Genomic DNA, 23,611 nt, shown 5'->3' with positions numbered 1-23,611 from the left:
GATGACGTTGCGTCCGCCGGTCCCTGTTGAACCGGTGGAGCATCGATGGCTCCAAGGGGAGGCGGGAAACCGGCCTCCTTTTTCATTTTGCGCTCGCATGGGACTTGCGTTCGCGACACGGAGCCGACCATGCTGCAGGACATGCCAATACTCACGCCCTTGCAGCGCGATCGGCGGTCGTTTGCGCTTGAAACCGAGCGGTTGACATTACGCAGGCCAACCCATGCGGATGTCAGGGACATCACCGCGCTCGCCAACGACCGGCGCATCGCGGAGATGACGCGCTGCCTGCCGCACCCCTATACGCCGGATGACGCCGTTCAATTCGTCGAAGCCGCCGCAGGTGATAGCCGCCAGATGGTGTTTCTGGTCGAGCACAATCATGTGCCGGTCGGAGTAGCTGGCGTTGACTGGAGAAAACCCGACGCGCCCGAACTGGGTTATTGGTTCGGCGTTGATCATTGGGGCCGGGGCTTCGCCACCGAGACCGTGCGCGCGGTCATCGATTACGCTTTCGAGGAGTATGACGTCGATCGCATGGTCTCCGGCACCCGCGTGATCAATCCGGCCTCGCGCAACGTGCTTGAGAAGTGCGGTTTCCAGTGGACCGGCGTCGAACTGCACCGCATCAGGGCGCTCGGCTCATCCACGCCGGTCGATCGTTTCCGCCTGTCGCGTGGCGTGTGGTCGTCGCTGAAGCGTTGGAACAGCGCCGCGCGCCGTGAGCCGTGCATCTGAGGTCTTCTGGGGCGGGCATGCCGCCGTCCTGCCGGAGCCGAAGGCTGGAGCCTTTCCGTTTCTGGCTGCGACGGATGCATGATGCATGGCCGTTGCCTCCCCGGCTTCCCTATCCTACCTATCGGTCATGAAATTTCTCGATGAAGCCAAGGTTTATATCCGTTCCGGCGATGGTGGTAACGGCTGCGTGGCTTTCCGCCGCGAGAAGTTCATCGAGTTCGGGGGCCCCTCGGGCGGCAATGGAGGCCGCGGCGGCGACGTCATCGTCGAGGTCGCCGACGGCCTCAACACCCTGATCGACTATCGCTACCAGCAGCACTTCAAGGCCCCGAAGGGCACTAACGGCATGGGCTCGGACCGCCACGGCGCGAACGGCAAGGCCATCGTGCTCAAGGTGCCGCTTGGCACCCAGATCATCGACGAGGATCGCGAAACCCTGATCCACGACTTCACCCGGGTCGGCGAGCGCCTTGTGCTGGCCGAAGGCGGCAATGGCGGGTTCGGCAACGCGCACTTCAAGTCGTCGACCAACCGGGCGCCGCGCCGCGCCAATCCCGGCCAGCCGGGCGAGGAACGCTGGATCTGGCTGCGGTTGAAGCTGATCGCCGATGCCGGTCTGGTCGGTTTGCCCAATGCAGGCAAGTCGACGTTTCTCTCCAAGGTGAGCGCGGCGAAGCCGAAGATCGCCGACTATCCATTTACCACGCTGCACCCGCAGCTCGGTGTCGTGAGAGTGCAGGATCGCGAATTCGTGCTGGCGGATATTCCCGGGTTGATCGAGGGCGCGCATGAGGGCGCGGGACTGGGCGATCGTTTCCTCGGGCATGTCGAGCGCTGCCGCGTGCTGCTGCATCTGGTGGATGCCGGCTGCGATCATGCCGGCCGCGCCTACAAGATCGTGCGCGGAGAAATGGAGGCCTACGCCGGAGCGCTTGCCGAAAAGGTCGAGATCGTGGCGCTCAACAAGATCGACGCGGTCACGGCCGAGGATCTGAAAAAGCAGCGCGACCGCCTCAAGCGCGCCGCGAAGAAAACGCCGCTGCTGGTCTCGGGCGTCACCGGCGAGGGCGTGCAGGATGTGCTGCGCGCGCTGGTCGAGGTCATCGGGCAGGCGCCGGTCTCGGACAAGGCGAGAAGCGCGGATGTTTCGGCGGCACAGGCGATGGAAACGCCGGTCGCCCGCGCCAAGCCGTGGTCCCCCTGAGCCGCGCGACGGTGAGCGCATACTCCCTATAGAGTGCATACCGGTTTTGCGATCGAATGATTTCGATCGGCATTCCGCTTTCCTGTCCGCCGCTTTCATGTGATGAAAGCGGCGCTTTCGTTTCGATTGACCGTCGATTGCCATGACCCGCCCGCATCTCAAGAAATTTCGCCGTATCGTCGTCAAGGTCGGCTCGTCGCTGCTGATCGATTCCGCCGCGGGCAAGGTGCGAGGGGAATGGCTGTCGGCGCTGGCCGCCGATATCGCGGGGCTTCACGGCGACGGCTGTGAGGTGCTGGTGGTCTCGTCAGGCGCGGTTGCTCTCGGCCGTAGCAAGCTCAAGTTGCCTGGTGGCCCGCTGAAGCTGGAGGAGAGTCAGGCCGCCGCCGCCGTCGGACAGATCGCGCTGGCCCGGATATGGTCGAAAGTGCTGGCCGATCACGGCATCGGCGCGGGGCAGATCCTGGTGACATGGCAGGACACCGAGGAACGCCGCCGCTATCTCAATGCGCGCTCGACCATCGCGAAGCTGCTCGAATGGCGCGCGGTCCCGGTCATCAACGAAAACGATACGGTCGCCACCAACGAAATCCGCTACGGCGACAATGACCGGCTTGCCGCGCGGGTCGCCACCATGGCGAGCGCGGATCTGCTGATCCTGTTGTCGGACATCGACGGGCTCTATGACGCGCCGCCCCATCTCAATCCGGAGGCAAAACTGATTCCGGTGGTGAAGAGGGTCACGGCCGACATCGAGGCGATGGCCGGCAGCGCCGCATCCGAGCTGTCGCGCGGCGGAATGCGGACCAAGATCGAGGCAGCGAAGATCGCGACGACCGCGGGAACGCACATGCTGATCGCTTCCGGTACGATCGCGCATCCGCTGCGGGCCATCATGGATGCCGGTCCCTGTACATGGTTTCTGACGCCGGCCAATCCGGTCACGGCGCGCAAGCGCTGGATCGCCGGTTCGCTGGAGCCCCGGGGTACGCTGACGATCGATGCCGGCGCGGTCGCGGCGCTGCGCGCCGGCAAGAGCCTGCTTCCGGCGGGCGTGACCCGGATCGACGGGCATTTCGCGCGGGGCGACGCCGTCATCGTGCGCGGCCCGAACGGGCATGAAATCGGCCGCGGCCTCGTCGCCTACGACGCCGCCGACGCCGACAGGATCAAGGGGCGTTCGTCTTCCGATGCCGCCCAGCTTCTGGGGGTTCGCGGCCGCGTCGAAATGATTCATCGCGACGACCTCGTGGTCGGCTCGCCTGGTGAGGCGGGTTAGCCAGAGAGTCGTGCTCCGGGCTTTATGGCGTTTTCGAGCGAAGCATGTCTTCGGGCCTGGGACGCCTCGCCGATCCCGGATTTCTATGTTAGGGATATGACGAGAACATATCATCGAAGACCGTTACCCGCATGACTGCTTCTTTGAAGGCGATCGATGCCTCGGCCGATCTTTCGGCCTTGATGGGCGACCTTGCGACAGGGGCGCGTGCTGCCGCGCGAGCGCTCGGCCTGGCTTCAACGGCGCAGAAGAACGAGGCGCTCGATGCGATGGAGCGCGCGATCCGAAGCCATGCGGCGGTGATTCTCGAGGCCAATGCCGAAGACGTCGCTGATGCGCGCGCCGGCGGCGCCACCGCCGCTTTCCTCGACCGTCTCACGCTGACGCAGGCGCGCGTGGAGGCGATGGCCGGCGGCGTGAAGGTGGTCCGTGAGATCGACGATCCGGTGGGACGTGTCACCGAGCGCTGGCAGCGGCCCAACGGCATGACCATCGAGCGCGTGCGGGTGCCGCTCGGGGTGGTGGCCGTGATCTTCGAGAGCCGTCCCAATGTCTGCGCCGATGCCGGCGTGCTGTGCCTCAAATCCGGCAACGCCGTGATCCTGCGCGGCGGCTCGGAAAGCTTTCGCTCATGCCGCGCGATTCATGAATGCCTCGTGCAGGGACTGCGCGAGGCGCGATTGCCGGAAGCGGCGATCACGCTGGTGCCGACGCGCGACCGCGCCGCGGTCGGGCTGCTCCTGAGCGGGATGAACGGCGGCATCGACGTGATCGTGCCGCGCGGCGGCAGAAGCCTTGTCGCGCGGGTCGAGGCCGAGGCGCGCGTGCCGGTGTTCGCGCATCTTGAGGGCGTCAATCATGTCTATGTCGATGGCGCCGCCGATCTCGCGATGGCGAAGGCGGTCGTGCTCAACTCGAAAATGCGCCGGCCTGGCGTTTGCGGCGCGGCCGAGACGCTGCTGGTCGATCGCTCGGGCGCGCGGGACATTCTGAAGCCGCTGGTCGAAACGCTGATCGAGGCCGGTTGCGAGGTGCGCGGCGACGCCGACGTGCAGGGCGTCGATCCGCGGGTCAGGGCCGCGGCCGACAGCGACTGGGACACCGAATACGGGGACGCGATCATTTCCGCGCGCGTGGTCGATGGTTGCGGCGGCGCGATTGATCATATCCAGCATCACGGCTCGCGCCACACGGATGCGATCGTGACCGGGGATCCCGAAACGGCGGCCCGGTTTCTCAACGAGGTCGATTCGGCGATCGTCCTGCACAATGCGTCGACGCAATTCGCCGACGGCGGAGAGTTCGGCTTCGGGGCTGAAATCGGCATTGCCACGGGCAAGTTCCATGCGCGCGGGCCGGTTGGCGCCGAGCAACTGACGAGTTTCAAATATCGCGTTCATGGTGACGGGCAGGTCCGCCCGTGAGCGCGCCCGGATCATCCTGCGGGTGGCGCGGGGATTGATTTGGGCTCGCGTTCCGTCGTCTCACGCGCCATCCCGCTTCATTCCGATGGCATGCGTATCGGCCTGCTTGGCGGCTCGTTCAATCCGCCTCACGCCGCGCATCGCGCCGTCAGCCTGTATGCCCTGAAGCGGCTGGAACTCGACCGGATCTGGTGGCTCGTTTCACCCGCCAACCCGCTCAAGGATGCGCGTGCGCTTCGCGCTCTCGGCGACCGCGCCGCGGCGGCGGCGGCGGTGGCGAGCGATCCGCGCATCGACATCAGTTGTCTCGAAGCCGTCATCGGAACGCGCTACACCATCGACACCATCACCTATCTGCGACGCAGATGCGCCAACGTGCGCTTTGTCTGGATCATGGGCGCCGATAATCTGGAGCAGTTTCATCGCTGGGAAAACTGGCAGCGGATCGCCGCCGCGGCGCCGATCGCGGTGGTCGATCGCCCGCCGCACAGTTTCCGGGCTCTTGCCGCGCCCGCCGCGCAGGCGCTTGCGCGGTGGCGTTTGCCGGAAGCGAGGGCCGACCGGCTGGCCACGCACCGCCTGCCTGCCTGGGTTTTCCTCACCGGAATGAAATCGCGGTTGTCCTCGACCGGGCTGCGGAACCGGGACGGAACATGGATCGACGGCGACCTGAAAACCTGAAGGCGGTCACACTGGAATCTTGAAACCTTCTCCCCTACATGCGTATTATAGACCATCGGGCGCTGGGTTCGGCGTCGGCACCTTGAAAGGAAATGGTCCCTGACCGCACCTGTATTGTCCAGGCCTCAGTCATCCGCATCGCTCGGATCGTCAACGCCGAAGAGAACGGCGGCCAAGCCCCACAGGCCTGAAACCCGAACGTCTTCGGTGGACTCCGTCATTTCGGAGGCGCAGCCGGACGTCGAGCAAAACCTCAAGCTGATCCTTTCCCGCCTCGAGGATATGAAGGCGGAAGATGTTCTCACCATTGACCTGCGCGGCAGGTCCGCCGTCTCGGACTACATGGTGATCGTCACTGGCCGATCCAACCGCCATGTCGGCGCGATCGCCGAAACGGTGGCCAGGGGCCTCAAGGACATCGGGGTCAAGAAAATCCGTACCGAGGGCATGCCGAACTGCGACTGGGTGCTGATCGATTCCGGCGACGTGGTCGTGCACGTATTCAGGCCGGAGGTTCGTGAATTCTACAATCTCGAGAGATTGTGGATACAGAACACGGCGACGGCGAAGACGGTCTGAACCGTCCGCCGTTGCGTTTCAATTATTGCATGTCAGCGTGCGCAGATGCGACTCGTCGTCATTGCCGTGGGGCGTCTGAAGCACGGGCCTGAGCGGGAGCTTGCCGAGCGCTATCGCGGACGTTTCGAGGATATCGGGCGCAAGCTCGGCTTTCGCGGCCTGGATGTCCATGAAGTCGCGGAAAGCCGCGCCCGCGATGCCGGGCAACGCATACGCGAAGAGGCGGCGGCGATTCTCGCGCTGGCACCCGGGGAGATGATGGTGGCGCTGGACGAAACGGGCAAAAGTATCGGCAGCGCCGCATTTGCGGAACAGATCGGCCGCTGGAGGGATGAGTCGGTGGCGGACGCGGTTTTCATCATCGGCGGCGCGGACGGACTTTCGCCTGAATTAAGGCGCAGGGCTAGATTGAGCGTTGCATTCGGCGCGGCCACATGGCCGCATCAGATGGTGCGCGTCATGCTGCTGGAGCAGATCTACCGGGCCGCGACCATCCTGGCCGGTCATCCTTATCACCGTGGTTAGCGTACAATGCTGAACGCGCTGGCGCGACCGGATTGACATCGTGCGAACATACGAGCGCCGATCACCTGAGCTGGAACTGATCCGGGGCCTGCGCTTGCGGTCCACGGAGGCAAGGGGCAGACAGTCGCCGCCTGCTTCAATGCTCGTAATCTCCGCCTGTCTGCTTGCGGGGTTTTCGTCCGCGGTATCGTCGGCCGTGATGGCGCAGGCTGGAACGTCCGCTCCGGCGACTCCGTCGGCGGACGACATCAAGCAGCGCGAGCGGGAGCTGGAAGCGGTACGCGAGCAGCAGAAGAACGCGGTTGAACTGCAGGAGCGGCTGAAAGTCGATATCGCGGCGATCGGTCGAAACCGCGCCAAGCTCAATCAGCAGCTGATCGATGTCGCCGCCCGGGTCCGTGACATCGAGACCAGCATCGCGGAGGCCGAAGCGCGCCTGCTGCCGCTCGGCGCGCGCGAACAGGACATCCGGGACTCGCTGGATTCGCGGCGATCGGAGATCGTCGAAGTGCTCGCCGCGCTCCAGCGCGCCGGCCGCCGCACTCCGCCCGCTTTGCTGGTGCGGCCGGAGGATGCCTTGCAATCGTTGCGTACCGCGATCCTGCTCGGCTCCGTGGTGCCCGAGATGCGCGTGCGCGCGGAAAAGCTGGTGGCTGATCTCGATGAACTCGTCGGCCTCCGGACCTCAATCGCCGCCGAGCGGGATCGGATGGCGGCCGATCGCGACAGCCTCAAGGACGAACAAACCCGCCTGGCGACGCTGGTGGACGAACGGCAGCGGCAGCAAAGCGGCATCGAGAAAAACATGGCCGCGGAGGCGGCGCGCGCGATCGAGCTGTCGCGCCAGGTCGATACCCTGCAGGGCCTGATCGCGAAGCTGGAGCAGGATCTCAAGAGCGCGGCCAGGGCGGCGGCCACCGCCAGCCGGCAAGGCGTTCCGGGGACGCCGAACGGCAAGCCGAATCCGGGAGCCCTCAAGGATCCCGGCCGGCTCCGCCCGGCTATTGCCTTCGCTTCCGCCAAAGGCATGTTTGCGCTTCCGGTTAACGGCGCCAGGATTCGCGACTTCGGCGGTTCCGACGGAGCCGGCGGCATCGAAAAAGGCGTCTCGTTAGCCGCCCGTCCGGGCGCTCAGGTCACGACGCCGTGCGATGGCTGGGTGGTTTATGCGGGGCCGTTCCGCAGCTATGGACAACTCTTGATCCTCAATGCCGGGGGCGGGTATCATGTGCTGATCGCCGGCATGGAGCGTATTTCGGTTAACATCGGCCAGTTCGTGTTGACCGGAGAGCCGGTAGCGACGATGGGATCGACCTCCCGTGTCGCCTCGATTCTCGCGGCAAACGCTAGCCAGCCCGTTCTCTACATTGAGTTCCGTAAGGACGGCACTCCCATTGATCCAGGCCCGTGGTGGGCCGCTAACAAAGGCCAAAAGGTTCGCGGATGATGCGCAAGGTTTCCCTTATTGTTCTCAGCGCTGCCGCGGGTGCCGCGTTGACGCTGTTCGTGACGCAGCCGCGATCTGTGCTGATGGGATCGAGCGCGCGCGCCGCAACGTCGGATACCTATCGCCAGCTCAACCTGTTCGGCGACGTGTTCGAGCGGGTCCGCACCGATTACGTCGAAAAACCCGATGACAGCAAGCTGGTCGAATCAGCCATCAGCGGCATGCTCACGGGTCTCGATCCGCATTCGAGCTACATGGATGCGAAGAGCTTCCGCGACATGCAGGTGCAGACCCGCGGTGAATTCGGCGGTCTCGGCATCGAGGTGACGATGGAGGATGGCCTGGTCAAGGTAGTCTCGCCGATCGACGACACGCCGGCATCGAAGGCAGGAATCCTCGCCAACGACATCATCACCAATCTTGACGACGAAGCGGTGCAGGGCCTGACCCTCAACCAGGCCGTCGACAAGATGCGCGGTCCGATCGGCACCAAGATCAAGCTGAAAATTATCCGCAAGGGACAGGATAATCCGATCGACGTGACGCTGGTGCGCGACAACATTCGTGTCCGCTCGGTTCGTTCGCGCACCGAGTCCGACGACATCGCCTATATCCGCATCACGACGTTCAACGAGCAGACCACCGAAGGGCTGAAGAAGTCGGTTTCCGACCTCCAGAGCCAGATCGGTGACAAGCTCAAGGGCTATATCATCGATCTGCGCAACAACCCCGGCGGGTTGCTCGAGGAAGCCGTGACCGTTTCGGATGCCTTCCTCGATCGGGGCGAGATCGTGTCGACGCGCGGGCGCAATGCCGAGGAAACCCAGCGGCGCAGCGCGCATCCGGGTGACCTCGCCAAGGGCAAGCCGGTGATCATTCTGGTCAACGGCGGATCGGCATCCGCGTCCGAAATCGTCGCTGGCGCGTTGCAGGACCACAAGCGGGCGACCCTGATCGGGACCCGCTCGTTCGGCAAGGGCTCGGTGCAGACCATCATTCCGCTTGGCTCGGGCAATGGCGCGCTCCGGCTGACGACCGCACGCTATTATACGCCCTCGGGCCGTTCGATTCAGGCCAAGGGCATCGTTCCGGATATCGAGGTGCTTCAGGATGTGCCCGATGAACTGAAGTCACGGACCGACACCAAAGGCGAGGCTTCGCTGCGGGGACACCTGCGAAACGGCAACGACGAGAAGACAGGCTCGCAATCCTACGTCCCGCCGGACGCCAAGAACGACAAGGCTCTCAAGATGGCCGGCGACCTTCTGCGCGGCGTCAAGATCAACGCTTCTTCGCCACCCGCGAGCAACAAGGCGGCGATCGACAAGCCCGCGAACAAGGCGGCGAATTGATCCTCTGAATTGTCTCGGGCATCTTTCGGCGACGCGGATTCCGATTCGCCGGAAGAAAATGCGACCAGACACAGATCTCCGGAGCATGGTCCGGTTCAGCCGGATCGGATCATGCTCCGGTGTTTCGGAAGCGGGCGGCCTTTAGAGCGGCGGCCGGTCAAATGGAATCAGCGCCGCCGCTCCAGTTAGTTGATTGAGCATCGGATTTATCCCGAAACCGGTTCCCACTTTCGGGTCCGATGCTCTAGGCCGCCCGGTTCGTTTGCGTGCCGCTTTAGGGCAGTCGCCAGATCTCGCATTGCCGCATTTTGCAGGCGCCCATGGTATCCTCGATTGGGGATGATTCGAGGGGGCCATGAGCGATACGACGGACGATCTCAGCACGCCGCTGGGACAGAACCCCGCGCCCAGGCGCCGCTTCCGGCTTCCTTTCACGCTGTCTCAGGCCATGGGATTTTTGCTGGGATCGATCCTCGTCGCCTTCCTGGGCTTTGCTTTCTTCAATCACGACCCTCTCGGTGGCGAACCCAGGGCGCGGGTGGCGATCCGGCAAGCCCCGGTCAGCGACGACAAGCCCGCGGCCATCCGCCCTCCACCGCAGCAGCCGGACAGCGCCGCCGTCGCTGCTCCATCCGCCAACGGACAGAAGACCATCACCATCATCGACGGATCCAGCGGATCACGTCAGGATGTCGTGGTTTCCGGTCCCGGCCTGGATGCGGCGGACGCCGGCCCGGCGACGGCGGCAGCGGCGGGCGATCAGCGTCTGTTGGAGAAATCGCGTCATGGAATGATTCCCGTTGCCGCCGCCGACGGGCTCAAGCCTTTCAAGGCCTATGCAGCGGGTACCGAGGCGGATCGCGCGAAGGCCGCGAAGATGCCGGTGGTCGCAATCGTGGTCGGCGGTCTCGGCGTCGGTGCGACGAAAACCACCGATGCGATCATGAAACTGTCGCCGGCCGTGACGCTCGCGTTTACACCCTATGGCTCCGATCCGGGCAAGCTGGTGGAACAGGCGCGCGCGCGGCGTCACGAGGTGCTGCTGCAAGTCCCTATGGAGCCCTATGATTATCCCGACAACGATCCTGGACCGCAGACCCTGCTGACGACACTTGGAGCGGAGCAGAATATCGATCGCCTGCACTGGCAACTGAGCCGCTTTCAAGGCTATGTCGGTCTGACCAATTTCATGGGGGCGCGTTTTGTCGCCACGGCCGCGGTCATGCAGCCATTCATTCGCGAGGCGGCCAGGCGCGGTCTCGGATATCTCGACGACGGCGCCGCGCCCTTGAGCGTCGCGGGTCAGCTTGCGGAAGGGCAGGCCATGCCGTTCGCCAGGGCCGACCTGACCCTTGATGCCGTTCCGACCTCGGTAGAGATCGACAAGGCCCTTGCAAGGCTTGAAGACCTGGCAATGAAACGAGGCGCCGCCATAGGCATGACATCGGCGCTTCCGGTATCCGTCGACCGAATTGGCGTCTGGATCAAAAGTCTCGAAAGCCGCGGTGTGATGCTTGTGCCATTGACAACCGCGATGCTGAAATCAAAATCGAATTAGAGCGTTTTCAAGCGAAGTGGACGCCGGTTCGCGCGAGGAAAATGCTATAAGATCCGAACTTAGACTCATGTCCGTTCCGTTCTCAGAGCGGTGGAGGCGTGCAAGGCATTGATGGAATGACACGTTACGACGATCTACCCTATCGCACTTGCGTCGGCATGATGCTGATCAACGAGCGGGGGCTGGTTTTCGTCGGTCGCCGCGCGGGCGTTGAGCAGGTCGATGACCCGTACGTCTGGCAGATGCCGCAAGGCGGCGTCGATCCCGGCGAGGATACGTGGCTTGCAGCGAAACGCGAACTCTATGAGGAGACCAGCGTTCGTTCGATCAGGAAGCTTGCCGAAATGCCGGATTGGCTGACCTACGATATTCCGCGTGTCGTGGCCGGCCGGGCGTGGAAGGGCCGATATCGCGGTCAGCGCCAGAAGTGGTATGCGGTGCGCTTCATCGGCGACGACGACGAGATCAACATCGCTAACCCCGGCGACGGTCACAAGCCGGAATTCACGGCATGGCGCTGGGAGCCGATGCAGAATCTGACCGGGTTGATCATTCCGTTCAAGCGCCCGGTCTATGAGCGCGTGGTCAAGGAATTTGGGAGTCTCGTGGGCGCTCAAGCGCGGACATAGAGCGTTTTCGAGCGAAGTGGGCACCGGTTCGCGTGAAGAAAACGCGTCAAAACAAAATCATAGAGTCCGCTTATGATTCCATCATAAGCGGATAGACTCTAGAGCGGCGGCCGATCAAATGGAATCAGCGCCGCCGCTCCAGTTAATTGATTGAGCATCGGATTTATCCCGAAACCGGTTCCCACTTTCGGGTCCGATGCTCTAGTCCCCGATTCATTGGAGCCTTTTCGCTTCTGATGGAATCAGAAGCGAGGTTCTCGGATCGCGGTTTGAGGCGTTTTCTTCGCGCGAACCGGCGTCTCGCATCAGTCCACCACGATCTTGACCCGGTTGCCGACCTTGACCTGGGCACGCGGGTCGAGGCCGTTGAGGACGCGAAAGCGCTCGGCCGGATGATCGACGCCCGCCATGCGGTGCGACAGTGATTCCACGGTATCGCCCGGTTGCACGGTGATCACCTTGATTCGCAGGGGTCGCGCGGCTTGAATCTCGCCCAGCGTCAGGCGGCGGAAGGAAGCGACCGTTTCGCGCGCGTTGCGTTCGCTTTCCGTCGTCTTGTGACGGGCGGCGAAGATGAAGCGGTAAACGTCGCTGCCGAAGCGCAAGGCATAGACCCGGAACTGCCATTCCTCCCCGCGGGCGACCGCCGATGCCGCGGGAAATCCGTTGATGGTCAGTTCCTCGGTCGACGCCTTGTTGACGTTTTCCATCCACCCCGAATTGAGGTACTCGGTGAGCTTCTGCTCCGCGGGCACCCGGACCACATCGAAGCGCATGGCCTGGCTGCCGCCCTCGCGAATGCCGATGACCGCCTGAGCCGTGTTGTCCAGCGTAAAGCCTTCCGGCGCCTGGAAGGTGAAGCCCAGCTTGGGATGCAGGAAGCGCCGGCCACGCACGAATCCCTCACTCGGATCCTCGCCGTAGACGATGTTGTCGATCGCGTGGAGATAGGTCTCCCGGTCCCGTTCGCCCTGCGCGGGAGCACTGTACTGGCGCGCGTTGGCCTGCGCATTCTGGACGCGCTCCGGCGTTGCGGGATGCGACGACAGGAAGTCCTGCGAGCGGGGGTCCAGCGACGGCTTGCCGGCCTTGAGCGCCGCATTGCGCTCCATCGCGGCAAGGAAGCGGGCCGCGCCATAAGGATCGAAATGGGCGCGCGCCGAAATCCCGACGCCGATCCCGTCCGCCTCGAATTCCTGGGCACGCGAAAAGCTCGCCAGCGTCAGTTTGGACTTGGCAAGCGCCAGGGCCGTCAGATCCGGGTCGGTTCCCATCTCGGTCACGACATGGCTGACGAGGGCGGCCTGCCGCGCCTGATCCTCGCGGATCGTCGCGTGCTTGGCCAGAACATGCGCCATCTCGTGCGACAGCACGGAGGACAATTCCGACGTATCGTTGGCCAGCGCGATCAGGCCGCGCGTCACGTAAAGCTGGCCGGTCGGCAGCGCGAAGGCGTTCACCGCGCCTGAATTGAGGATCGTCACCTTGTAGGTAAGGTCGGGCCGCTCCGACACCGCCACCAGCCGCTCGACCGTCCGGTTGATCAGCGCTTCAAGTTTGGGGTCGTCATAGGCGCCCCCGTAAGAGGCGAGGATGCGCTTATGCTCGTGTTCGGACTTCTGGGTAGGGGCCGCCGCCCGCGCGGGCTTTACCGATTTGGCGGATGAGGGAGAGGCGGTCTGGAACCGGGTCATATCGCCGCATCCGCCGAGGGCGAGCGTCGCGCAGAGCAGCACGACAGGCGCCGCCAAAAGGCGGCTCGCTCCTGTCCCGCGCCATACTGGGCTCGCCGTCATGGCCGCAACGTTCTCCCTCGGACCGGAAACTCTATTTCAGTATTCCCGATCTGTTCAGCAAAAACCGACTGCAAAATGCCGACACTCGACCGCCGTATCTTACCACGCCGGCGCAGCTTCCGTTCACCAAGTTGATGCTGGCAGAATACCGTGTCCTTTTCCATCACGTTTTCGAGCGGAGCGGCTGTCGGCTCAGCGCGAGGAAAACGCATCAAATCAAGATCATGGAGCCTCGCTTCCGATAGAATCAGAAGCGGAAAGGCTCTAGCGGCCGCATTGTGCCGTCGAACGACCTCCGAATCCCCATTGGGCCGCTGGATGCGTGGACCATCGCAAACTGGAAGATAGGTTCCACGGTGTGCAAACACGCATGAAAGCTGAGCTGCAAGCTTCGCGCCGTCTGCAAAATGATCGTTTCGGATATTTGCGGGCGACCCATTCCTACAACATCGGAGACATGGGTCTATGATGCAAAGAAAAATGGATACTGACGATCCTAGGTGTTCAGTCCCGAGGATGGAAACCGATTCGCGTGAAGAAAACGCGTCAAGACATAAAGATAAGGACTTTCACCGTTTTCTTGAAGCGGTGAAAGTCTCTAAGGATCCCGGTAGACTAACTTGGCCGCGCGGTCCTCACATGTGAATGGCGCGTTTTGCAACCGCGAGGGCGGCTTCCTTGACCGCTTCCGATCGCGTCGGGTGCGCGTGGCAGGTGCGCGCGAGATCTTCCGCCGAGCCGCCGAATTCCATCAGCACACAGGCTTCATGGATCAGTTCGCCGGCTTCGCGGCCAATGATGTGAACGCCGAGCACGCGGTCGGTTTTCGCGTCCGCCAGAATCTTCACGAAGCCGTCGGTGGTCTGATTGACCTTGGAGCGGCCATTCGCCGTGAACGGAAACTTGCCGACGGTATAGGCCGTGCCGGCCTGCTTCAGTTCCTCCTCGGTCTTGCCGACCGAGGAAACCTCAGGCGTTGTGTAGATCACGCCGGGAATCACGTCATAGTTCACATGGCCGGCCTGGCCCGCGAGGATCTCCGCGCAGGCCACGCCCTCGTCCTCGGCCTTGTGGGCGAGCATCGGCCCCCGGACGACATCGCCGATAGCGTAAATGCCCTTCACGCTGGTCGCGAAATGCTTGTCGATCTCCACGCGGCCGCGATCATCGAGCGCGACGCCGGCTTCCTTGAGGCCAAGTCCCTCGGTGTGGGGCGTGCGGCCGATCGCGACCAGCACCACGTCGGCCTCGATCGTCTCGGCTGCGCCGCCTGCGGCGGGCTCGATCTGCGCCGCCAGTATCTCGCCTGATGTATCGACGCCGGCGACCCTGGCTCCGAGCTTGAATGCAAAGCCCTGCTTTTCGAGAATGCGCTGAAATTGCTTCGCGACCTCGCCGTCCATGCCGGGCAGGATGCGGTCGATGAATTCCACCACCGTGACTTGCGCACCGAGACGGCGCCACACCGAGCCGAGTTCGAGCCCGATCACGCCGGCTCCGACGATCAGAAGTTTTTCAGGCACCGCCCCGAGCGACAGCGCGCCGGTCGATGAGACGATACGCTTCTCGTCGATCTCGACTCCCTTGAGTTTCGCGACATCGGAGCCGGTGGCGATCACGATGTTCTTCGTTTCAACCGTCTTTTTCTTGCCATCGGCATCCGATACCTCGACCTTGCCGGCTGCGATGATGCGGCCGGTGCCGCGCAGCACGTCGATCTTGTTCTTCTTCATCAGATACTCGACGCCCTTGACGTTGCCGTCGATGCCCTGCTGCTTGAAGCCCATCATCGCTGGCAAATCGAGCTTCGGCGCACCGACGCCGATGCCCATTCTTGCGAACGAATGTCCGGCTTCCTGAAACATCTCGGAGGCGTGCAGCAGCGCCTTCGACGGCATGCAGCCGACATTGAGGCAGGTGCCGCCAAGCGTCGGGTTCTTCTCGACGACGGCGACCTTCATGCCGAGCTGCGCCGCGCGAATCGCGCAGACGTAGCCGCCGGGACCGGTGCCGATAACGATGAGGTCGTATGTCGCCATGAGTACCTGCTCAGCCCGCTTCGTCTGGCCCGGGAATCAATTTTGCACGCTGTTCGAAAAGCAGTCCTCCGACCAGCCGGTTGAGTTCGTCGGGATCGGCTCCGTCCTTGATCAGCTTGCCTCTCAAAGCGTGAGCCTTCTCAAGGCTGCCGAGCTTTTTCTCAATGATCGATTGAGGCTTTTCTTCAGTGTTTGCCTTCTCCTGGTCGGCCCTCGCCCGTCGCCTGTGGTTGTCGTGGTAGAACAGCGTTCGTGACAGAACCCAGTCCGCGGATTTCTTCGAGATGTTCTTGAAGTCTCCCAGAACATCCAGCGGATTCTCATAGCTAATGGTTTTGATCTCCCCGCCATACTCGGAGAGGTACATCCCCGAGGCGGACGGGCCGTGCTCGAAGCTCAAACAAGCCAGATAAACCAGCTCCAGAATGACGGCATTCAACTCCAGGTCGATGGCGGTCAGATGACCAAGCTCGGCGGTTCTGATATTGGACTTCAGCAGGATTTGCGTCATGTGGTTGCCTTATAGCGTTTTCGAGCGACGCGGATAACCTGTTCGCGTGAAGAAAACGCACCAAAACAAAATCGTAGAGTCTCGCTTCTGATTCAATCAGAAGCGAACATGCTCTAGCTTGAGTTACAGATCCAGCACCAACCGCGCCGGATCTTCGAGCGATTCCCTGACGCGCACAAGGAAGGTGACGGCCTCCTTGCCGTCGATGACGCGGTGATCATAAGAGAGCGCGAGATACATCATCGGCCGGATCTCCACCTTGCCGTCGATCGCCACCGGCCGTTCCTGAATCTTGTGCATGCCGAGAATGCCAGCCTGCGGCGCATTCAGGATCGGCGTCGACATCAGCGAGCCGTAGATGCCGCCATTGGTGATGGTGAAGGTGCCGCCCTGCATTTCCTCGATCTTGAGCTGACCGTCGCGGGCGCGGCGGCCATAGTCGGCGATGCTCTTCTCGATCTCGGCGATCGTTTTTTGATCGCAGTCGCGCACCACGGGCACCACTAGCCCCTTGTCGGTGCCGACGGCGATTCCGATGTGATAGTAGTTCTTGTAGATCAGGTCGCTGCCATCGATTTCGGCATTGACCGCCGGAATGTCCTTCAATGCCTGCACGATGGCCTTGGTGAAGAAGCCCATGAAGCCGAGCTTCACGCCATGCTTCTTCTCGAACACGTCCTTATAGTTCGCGCGAAGCGCCATGACACCGCTCATGTCGACTTCGTTGAAGGTCGTCAGTATAGCTGCGGTATTCTGCACCTCCTTGAGGCGGCGCGCGATGGTCTGGCGCAGCCGCGTCATCTTCACCCGCTCCTCGCGCGAGGCGTCATCCGCCGGAGAGGGAGCGCGCACCTGCACGGCGGCGGCCGGCTGGTCGACAGGGGTGGGCGCCGACGCGGCCTTCTCGATCGCCGCCAGCATATCGCCCTTGGTGACGCGGCCATCCTTGCCGGAGCCCGCCACGGTGGAGGCGTCGATGCCGCTTTCGGCGGAGAGCTTGCGCACCGAGGGAGCGAGCGGCGCGTCGGCTTCGGGTCTCGGCCGCGGCTCTTCCGGGCCAGCGTTGATCGGTGTCGTGGTGTCGGACTTAAGATCCGGCCGCCCGGTCGTGCTCTCGGCGGCGACGCCTTGCGTCTTGGCCGCCGTCTTGGCCGCCGCTGGCTTTGCCGGCGCACCGCCTTCGATGATCTGTCCGAGCAGCGCGCCGACGGCCACCGTCTCGCCCTGCCTGGCCACGAGTTCGGCGAGCGTGCCGGCGGACGGCGCGGGGACTTCGATTGTCACCTTGTCGGTTTCGAGTTCGACGAGCGGCTCGTCGACGGATACGGCGTCGCCTTGTTTCTTGAACCATTTTCCGATGGTCGCCTCGGTCACCGATTCGCCAAGCGTCGGAACCCGTATCTCAGTCATGGTCCTCTTCCTTTCGTCATGGCTGACTTGTCCCGAGAAAGGATGCCCGGAAACATCCGCCACAAGTTGGCCTAGCGTTTCAAGTCCGACATGACTGTCCGTGTCAGCTCAGCGCCTCGTCGAGAAGCGCCTTGAGTTGCGCAAGATGCTTCGACATCAACCCGGTCGCGGTCGCCGCGGCCGCGGCGCGGCCGGCATAACGCGGGCGCTTCCCGGTTGCGCCGATCTGGTTGAGCACCCATTCAAGATAGGGCTCGATGAAGAGCCATGCGCCCATGTTGCGTGGCTCTTCCTGGCACCAGACGATCTCGGCATTCTTGAAGCCGCCGAGGACCTGCACCAGCGCCTTCAGCGGAACGGGATACAGCTGTTCGATCCGCATCAGATAGACATCCTTGATGTCGCGCTGCTCACGTTCCTCGTAGAGATCGTAGTAGACCTTGCCGGAGCACAGCACCACGCGGCGAATCTTATCGTCGTCCACCAGCCGGATCTTCTGCTCCGGCAGCATCGTCGCATCGTCGTAAAGGATGCGATGGAACGCGGTATCGGCGCCGAACTCGTCGAGGCGCGACACCACCCGCTTGTGACGCAGCAGCGACTTCGGCGTCATCATGATCAGCGGCTTGCGGATCTGGCGCTTCAACTGGCGGCGCAGCGCATGATAATGGTTGGCCGGCGTCGTGATGTTGACGACCTGCATGTTGTCTTCGGCGCACATCTGCAGGAAGCGCTCCAGCCGCGCCGAGGAATGCTCCGGCCCCTGCCCCTCATAGCCGTGGGGCAACATGCAGACGAGTCCCGACATGCGCAGCCACTTGCGTTCGCCGGAGGAGATGAACTGGTCGAGCAGGACCTGCGCTCCGTTGGCGAAGTCGCCGAACTGGGCTTCCCACATTGTCAGCGTGTTGGGCTCCGCGAGCGAGTAACCGTACTCGAAACCGAGCACGGCTTCTTCCGAAAGCAGCGAGTTGATCACCTCGTAGCAGCCGTGATCGGCGTCGAGGTGATTGAACGGCGTGTAGCGACTCTCGTCCTCTTGATCGAACAGCACCGAATGCCGCTGCGAGAAGGTGCCGCGCTCGCTGTCCTGGCCGGACAGACGGACGTTGTGGCCCTCAAGCATCAGCGTGCAGAAGGCCAGCGCCTCGGCCGTCGCCCAGTCGATCCCGGTTCCGCTCTCGACCGCCTTGGCGCGATTATCGAGAAAGCGCTGCACCGTGCGATGCACCCGGAAACCGTCCGGCACCCGCGTAATGCTGCGGCCGACGTTCTTCAGCGTCTCGACGTTCACGCCGGTGACACCGCGACGCGGCTCCTCGCTCTGATCGGCGAGCTTGAGACCGGCCCACTTGCCGTCGAGCCAGTCGGCCTTGTTCGGCCTGTAGCCCGCGCCGGCCTCGAATTCGGCGTCCAGCCGCGCGCGCCAGTCGGCCTTCAGCTTTTCGATCTCGCCCTCGGTCATGATGCCTTCGGCGCTCAGCCGCTTGGCGTAGAGTTCAAGCGTCGAGGGATGAACAGCGATCTTCTTGTACATCAGCGGATTGGTGAACGACGGCTCGTCGCCTTCGTTGTGACCATGGCGGCGATAGCAGAACATGTCGATCACGACCGGCTTGTGGAATTTCTGCCGGAACTCGACCGCGACCTTCGCAGCGAACACCACGGCTTCCGGATCGTCGCCATTGACGTGGAAGATCGGCGCATCGATCATCTTCGCGACGTCGGACGGATACGGGGACGAGCGCGAGTAGCGCGGATAGGTGGTGAACCCGATCTGGTTGTTGACGATGAAATGGATCGATCCGCCGGTGCGGTAGCCCTTGAGGTCCGACAGGGCGAAGCATTCCGCCACCACGCCCTGTCCCGCGAAGGCGGCGTCGCCATGCATCAACAGCGGCAGCACGGAGTTGCGCTGCTCGGGCGGATCGCCATGCTGGTCCTGCTTGGCGCGCACCTTGCCGAGCACCACCGGGTCGACGATTTCGAGGTGCGAGGGATTGGCGGTCAGCGACAGGTGTATCCGGTTATTGTCGAACTCGCGGTCGCTCGAGGCGCCGAGATGATATTTGACGTCGCCGGAACCCTCGACGCTGTCCGGATTGACCGAACCGCCCTTGAACTCATGAAATAGCGCGCGATGGGGCTTGCCCATCACCTGGGTCAGCACGTTCAGCCGCCCGCGATGCGGCATGCCGATCACGATTTCCTTCACGCCGAGATTGCCGCCGCGCTTGATGATCTGCTCCAGCGCCGGGATCAGCGATTCGCCGCCGTCGAGACCGAAGCGCTTGGTCCCCGTGAACTTGACGTCGCAGAATTTTTCGAAACCCTCGGCCTCGATGAGCTTGATCAGGATGGCGCGGCGGCCTTCAGGGGTGAAGCTGATCTCCTTGTCCGGCCCTTCGATGCGCTCCTGAATCCAGCTTTTCTGCGCGGCGTCCGAAATATGCATGAACTCGACGCCCAGGGTCTGGCAATAAGTTCGCCGGCAGATCGCCACGATCTCGCGCAGCGAGCCGTATTCGAGCCCCAGGACGTGGTCGAGGAAGATCTTGCGATCCATGTCGGCCTCGGTGAAACCATAGGCGCGTGGATCAAGCTCCTCATGATCGCGCGCGGGTTCGAGACCGAGCGGATCGAGCTTGGCATGAAAGTGACCGCGCATGCGGTAGGCGCGGATCAGCATCAGCGCGCGAACCGAATCTCGCGTGGCCTGATTGACGTCGCCGCCGGCGAGCACCGAAGCTTTCGGCTTCGCCCTCTCCTGCGCCTTTGCGTCGGCGGTCTTTTCCAACCCGGCCCAGTTGCCGTCGAGCGCCGAGGTGAGGTCGTCCCGGGGATCTTGCGGCCAGTTGGCCCTCTCCCAGGACGGACCTCTCGCATTCTTCTCGACGTCCCGTGGAGAGTCTTTCAGGCTCTTGAAGAATTCCTGCCACGCGCCGTCGACCGAGCCGGGGTCTTTTTCATAGCGGGCGTAGAGTTCGTCGATGTAACCGGCATTCGCGCCCTGCAGGAACGAGGAAAGGGCAAATGCGGCATTCGCGTCCTGGCGAGACATATCGCGTCCTGACGTTTTAGCTCATGCGCGTCACCGACGGCGCACACGCTTTTCCCCGCGAGACCAGCCCTTTCCGGCAGGATCAGCGCGAACTCGACGTTACCCTATTTAAGGGGAAACTTCCCGCTGAAAAGACCAAGACCTGAATCAGCCCTTCAGTTTTTCGACAAGCGTTTTTCCCAGTCGCGCGGGAGACGGGGAAACCGCTATTCCGGCAGCTTCCATCGCCGCCGTCTTGGAGGCGGCGTCACCCTTTCCGCCGGAAATGATCGCGCCGGCATGGCCCATGCGGCGGCCGGGCGGCGCCGTGACCCCGGCGATGAAGCCGACCACAGGCTTGCTTCGGCCGCGTTTGGCCTCGTCGATCAGGAACTGGGCGGCGTCTTCCTCCGCCGACCCTCCGATCTCGCCGATCATCACGATCGCGCTGGTGTTGGGATCGGCCAGAAACATTTCCAGCACGTCGATGAACTCGGTGCCTTTGACGGGGTCACCGCCGATGCCGACCGCCGTGGTCTGGCCAAGGCCCTCCTGGCTGGTCTGGAACACCGCCTCGTAGGTCAGCGTGCCTGAGCGGGAGACGATGCCGACATTGCCAGGCTTGAAGATGTTCGCGGGCATGATGCCGATCTTGCATTCACCCGCCGTCACGACGCCCGGGCAATTCGGCCCGATGAGCCGCGATTTCGATCCCGACAGCGACCGCTTGACCCGCACCATGTCCAGCACCGGAATGCCCTCGGTGATGCAGACGATCAGCGGGATCTCGGCGTCGATCGCCTCGCAGATCGCGTCCGCGGCGCCGGCCGGCGGCACGTAGATCACGCTGGCCCCGGCGCCGGTCGCCTCGCGCGCTTCGCGGACGGTGTCGAACACCGGCAGGCCCAGATGGGTCTGTCCGCCCTTGCCCGGCGAGGTGCCGCCCACCATCTTCGTTCCGTATGCGATCGCGGCCTCGGAATGGAACGTGCCGTTCTTGCCGGTGAAGCCCTGGCAGATGACCCTGGTGCTCTTATCAATCAGGATGGGCATCACGCGACCTCCTTCACCGCCTTGACGATCTTCTGCGCCGCATCGTCGAGATCGTCGGCGGGCAGCACGTTGAGGCCGGACTCGCGGATGATCTTCTTGCCGGCGTCGACATTGGTGCCTTCGAGTCGAACCACCAGCGGCACATTCAGACCCACCTGCTTCACCGCGGCGACGACGCCTTCGGCGATGACGTCGCATTTCATGATGCCGCCGAAGATATTGATCAGGATACCCTTCACGTTCGGATCGGCGGTGATGATCTTGAAGGCAGCTGCGACCTTGTCCTTGGTGGCGCCGCCGCCGACATCGAGGAAGTTCGCAGGGCTCATGCCGTAGAGCTTGATGATGTCCATGGTCGCCATGGCAAGGCCCGCGCCGTTGACCATGCAGCCGATCTGGCCATCGAGCGCGACGTAGCTCAGATCAAACCGCGACGCCTCGATTTCCTTGGCGTCTTCCTCGCTCTCGTCGCGCAGCGCAACGACATCGGAATGGCGGTAAAGCGCGTTGCTGTCGAACGATATCTTGGCGTCGAGCACGCGCAGTTCGCCCTGTTTCGTGACCACCAGCGGATTGATCTCCAGCATCGCCATGTCCCTGGCGATGAACGCATCATAAAGCTGCGTCACCAGCTTTTCCGCCTGCTTGCCGAGATCGCCGCGCAGTCCCAGTGTCTTGGCGACGGTGCGGCCGTGATGACCCATCACGCCGGTGGCGGGATCGACCGAGAAGGTCACGATCTTCTCAGGCGTTTTGTGCGCGACCTCCTCGATGTTCATCCCGCCTTCGGTGGAGACCACGAACGAAATCCGCGAGGTCTCGCGGTCGACCAGCGCCGAGAGATAGAACTCCTTGTCGATGTCGGAGCCTTCCTCGATGTAAAGGCGGTTGACCTGCTTGCCGGCCGGGCCGGTCTGCGCCGTGACCAGCGTCGCGCCAAGCATCTGGCCGGCGAACGTCTTCACCTCGTCGATCGATCTGGCGAGGCGGACGCCGCCTTTATCGCCGGCGGAGGATTCCCTGAACCTGCCCTTGCCGCGGCCGCCGGCGTGAATCTGGCTTTTTACCACCCAGACCGGACCGCCCAGCGTTTCGGCCGCGGCCTCCGCTTCCGATGCCTGCAACACCGCCACCCCTCGCGAGACCGGCACGCCGAACTCGCGCAGCAACGCCTTGGCCTGATACTCGTGGATGTTCATCTGGATGGTCTCCAACCTGCGGCAAGGACAGTTCTGGCAAGGGCAGCTCTGGCAGGAACAATGCCGTCATTCATTTCCGTAGGCCAGGATAGACCCGCCCACGATATGCTTCCAAGGCCGCACGCGCATCTTTCGACACCGCACCGAGACAGTGCCGATCAGCGGTCGAGCAGATCAGGAGCGATCTTCTTGCAGGCATCAACGAGTCCCTGAACCGCAGCGACCGACCTGTCGAAGGCTTCCCGGTCCCTGCCCGTCAGTTCGATCTCGACAATCCGTTCGACGCCCTTGGCGCCGATCACCACGGGGACGCCGACATACATGTCGTTCACCCCGAACTCGCCGTTGAGATAGGCCGCGCAAGGAAGCACACGCTTCTTGTCGCGCAGGAAACTTTCCGCCATCGCGATCGCGGAAGTGGCCGGGGCATAGAACGCCGATCCGGTCTTGAGCAGATTGACGATCTCCGCGCCGCCGTTGCGGGTACGATCCACGATTTCGTCGATGCGGGCCTGCGAGGTCCAGCCCATCTTGACGAGGTCCGGCAGCGGAATGCCCGCCACCGTCGAGTACCTCACCAGCGGCACCATGCTGTCGCCATGACCGCCAAGCACGAAGGCCGTCACGTCTTCCACCGAGACGTTGAATTCGTCCGCGAGAAAATAGCGGAAGCGCGAGGAATCCAGCACTCCGGCCATGCCGACCACCTTCTTCGCCGGCAGGCCGGAGGCCTTTTGCAGCGCCCACACCATGGCATCGAGCGGATTGGTGATGCAGATGACGAACGCATCCGGCGCATATTTCCTGATGCCGGCGCCGACCTGCTCCATCACCCTGAGATTGATGCCGAGCAGATCGTCGCGGCTCATGCCCGGCTTGCGCGGAACACCGGCGGTGACGATGCAGACGCTGGCACCTTCGAGCGCTTCATAGGAATTGGCACCGGTCAGCCTGGCGTCGAACCCTTCCACCGGGGACGACTGCGCAATATCGAGCGATTTGCCTTGCGGAACGCCATCCGCGATATCGAACATCACGACGTCGCCGAGTTCTTTCAGTCCGATGAGATGCGCGAGCGTCCCCCCGATCTGACCGGAACCGATCAAGCCAATCTTGTCGCGCGCCATGGAATTCGTCCTTTGATGAC

Annotated in this window: 19 protein-coding genes; 11 read left to right on the top strand and 8 right to left on the bottom strand. The window is 63.1% G+C overall.

The genetic code is table 11. The annotated features are described in order from the left end of the window. Window positions 1–129 precede the first annotated feature (129 nt). The 11 genes from ACMYR2_RS02820 to ACMYR2_RS02770 all read left to right on the top strand — a co-directional run bounded on the left by ACMYR2_RS02820 (window position 130) and on the right by ACMYR2_RS02770 (window position 11,416). On the top strand, window positions 130–738 hold the full coding sequence (locus ACMYR2_RS02820; protein WP_347263649.1) for a GNAT family N-acetyltransferase: 609 nt from the start codon (window positions 130–132) through the stop codon (window positions 736–738). A gap of 127 nt (window positions 739–865) precedes the next feature. Continuing rightward, window positions 866–1,942 (top strand): GTPase ObgE, encoded by a 1,077-nt coding sequence (gene obgE, locus ACMYR2_RS02815; protein WP_347263650.1) that lies wholly within the window; start codon window positions 866–868, stop codon window positions 1,940–1,942. 142 nt (window positions 1,943–2,084) lie between these two features. Beyond that, the gene (gene proB, locus ACMYR2_RS02810; RefSeq protein ID WP_416193633.1) at window positions 2,085–3,221 is read left to right on the top strand and encodes a glutamate 5-kinase; all 1,137 of its coding nucleotides are present in this window, start codon (window positions 2,085–2,087) and stop codon (window positions 3,219–3,221) included. Window positions 3,222–3,352: 131 nt separating this feature from the next. After that, on the top strand, window positions 3,353–4,645 hold the full coding sequence (locus tag ACMYR2_RS02805; RefSeq protein WP_416193632.1) for a glutamate-5-semialdehyde dehydrogenase: 1,293 nt from the start codon (window positions 3,353–3,355) through the stop codon (window positions 4,643–4,645). 90 nt (window positions 4,646–4,735) lie between these two features. Further along, window positions 4,736–5,326: a nicotinate-nucleotide adenylyltransferase gene (locus ACMYR2_RS02800; RefSeq protein WP_416193631.1), complete on the top strand. Its 591-nt coding sequence runs from the start codon at window positions 4,736–4,738 to the stop codon at window positions 5,324–5,326. A gap of 282 nt (window positions 5,327–5,608) precedes the next feature. Further along, a complete protein-coding gene (gene rsfS / locus ACMYR2_RS02795) occupies window positions 5,609–5,905 on the top strand; it encodes a ribosome silencing factor (RefSeq protein ID WP_416194050.1) in 297 nt (98 codons plus the stop codon). Window positions 5,906–5,950: 45 nt separating this feature from the next. Then, window positions 5,951–6,430 (top strand): 23S rRNA (pseudouridine(1915)-N(3))-methyltransferase RlmH, encoded by a 480-nt coding sequence (gene rlmH / locus ACMYR2_RS02790; RefSeq protein ID WP_347263655.1) that lies wholly within the window; start codon window positions 5,951–5,953, stop codon window positions 6,428–6,430. Window positions 6,431–6,569: 139 nt separating this feature from the next. Further along, window positions 6,570–7,877 carry a murein hydrolase activator EnvC family protein gene (locus tag ACMYR2_RS02785; protein WP_347263656.1) on the top strand — a complete coding sequence of 436 codons (1,308 nt, stop codon included), beginning with the start codon at window positions 6,570–6,572 and terminating at the stop codon, window positions 7,875–7,877. Further along, complete coding sequence (locus tag ACMYR2_RS02780; protein WP_347263657.1) at window positions 7,874–9,229, top strand: S41 family peptidase; 1,356 nt, start codon at window positions 7,874–7,876, stop codon at window positions 9,227–9,229. The genes ACMYR2_RS02785 and ACMYR2_RS02780 overlap by 4 nt, the downstream gene beginning before the upstream one ends. A 355-nt stretch (window positions 9,230–9,584) precedes the next feature. Next, window positions 9,585–10,787, top strand: a complete 1,203-nt coding sequence (locus tag ACMYR2_RS02775) for a divergent polysaccharide deacetylase family protein (protein ID WP_347263658.1) — start codon at window positions 9,585–9,587, stop codon at window positions 10,785–10,787. A 116-nt stretch (window positions 10,788–10,903) separates the two neighbouring features. Next, the gene (locus ACMYR2_RS02770) at window positions 10,904–11,416 is read left to right on the top strand and encodes an RNA pyrophosphohydrolase (protein ID WP_347263659.1); all 513 of its coding nucleotides are present in this window, start codon (window positions 10,904–10,906) and stop codon (window positions 11,414–11,416) included. 305 nt (window positions 11,417–11,721) lie between these two features. On the opposite strand, the gene ACMYR2_RS02765 is transcribed toward ACMYR2_RS02770, so the two are convergent. The 8 genes from ACMYR2_RS02765 to mdh all read right to left on the bottom strand — a co-directional run bounded on the left by ACMYR2_RS02765 (window position 11,722) and on the right by mdh (window position 23,591). After that, entirely contained in the window at window positions 11,722–13,212 is a 1,491-nt protein-coding gene (locus ACMYR2_RS02765; protein WP_347263660.1) for a M48 family metalloprotease, read from the bottom strand. Window positions 13,213–13,847: 635 nt separating this feature from the next. Next, window positions 13,848–15,251 (bottom strand): dihydrolipoyl dehydrogenase, encoded by a 1,404-nt coding sequence (lpdA, locus tag ACMYR2_RS02760; protein WP_347263661.1) that lies wholly within the window; start codon window positions 15,249–15,251, stop codon window positions 13,848–13,850. Window positions 15,252–15,261: 10 nt separating this feature from the next. After that, window positions 15,262–15,762, bottom strand: a complete 501-nt coding sequence (locus ACMYR2_RS02755; RefSeq protein ID WP_347263662.1) for a hypothetical protein — start codon at window positions 15,760–15,762, stop codon at window positions 15,262–15,264. Between the two features lie 123 nt (window positions 15,763–15,885). Beyond that, complete coding sequence (gene odhB, locus ACMYR2_RS02750) at window positions 15,886–17,172, bottom strand: 2-oxoglutarate dehydrogenase complex dihydrolipoyllysine-residue succinyltransferase (protein ID WP_416193630.1); 1,287 nt, start codon at window positions 17,170–17,172, stop codon at window positions 15,886–15,888. Window positions 17,173–17,275: 103 nt separating this feature from the next. Continuing rightward, on the bottom strand, window positions 17,276–20,233 hold the full coding sequence (locus tag ACMYR2_RS02745) for a 2-oxoglutarate dehydrogenase E1 component (RefSeq protein WP_347263664.1): 2,958 nt from the start codon (window positions 20,231–20,233) through the stop codon (window positions 17,276–17,278). Window positions 20,234–20,380: 147 nt separating this feature from the next. Next, window positions 20,381–21,265: a succinate--CoA ligase subunit alpha gene (gene sucD, locus ACMYR2_RS02740; RefSeq protein ID WP_347263665.1), complete on the bottom strand. Its 885-nt coding sequence runs from the start codon at window positions 21,263–21,265 to the stop codon at window positions 20,381–20,383. Continuing rightward, window positions 21,265–22,464 (bottom strand): ADP-forming succinate--CoA ligase subunit beta, encoded by a 1,200-nt coding sequence (gene sucC / locus ACMYR2_RS02735; RefSeq protein WP_347263666.1) that lies wholly within the window; start codon window positions 22,462–22,464, stop codon window positions 21,265–21,267. The genes sucD and sucC overlap by 1 nt, the downstream gene beginning before the upstream one ends. A 158-nt stretch (window positions 22,465–22,622) precedes the next feature. Beyond that, complete coding sequence (mdh, locus tag ACMYR2_RS02730; RefSeq protein ID WP_347263667.1) at window positions 22,623–23,591, bottom strand: malate dehydrogenase; 969 nt, start codon at window positions 23,589–23,591, stop codon at window positions 22,623–22,625. Between the last annotated feature and the right edge of the window lie 20 nt (window positions 23,592–23,611).

Source organism: Nitrobacter sp. TKz-YC01, from assembly GCF_047824785.1.
Taxonomy (GTDB): Bacteria; Pseudomonadota; Alphaproteobacteria; order Rhizobiales; family Xanthobacteraceae; genus Nitrobacter.
This window is presented reverse-complemented; position numbering and strand designations above follow the sequence as displayed.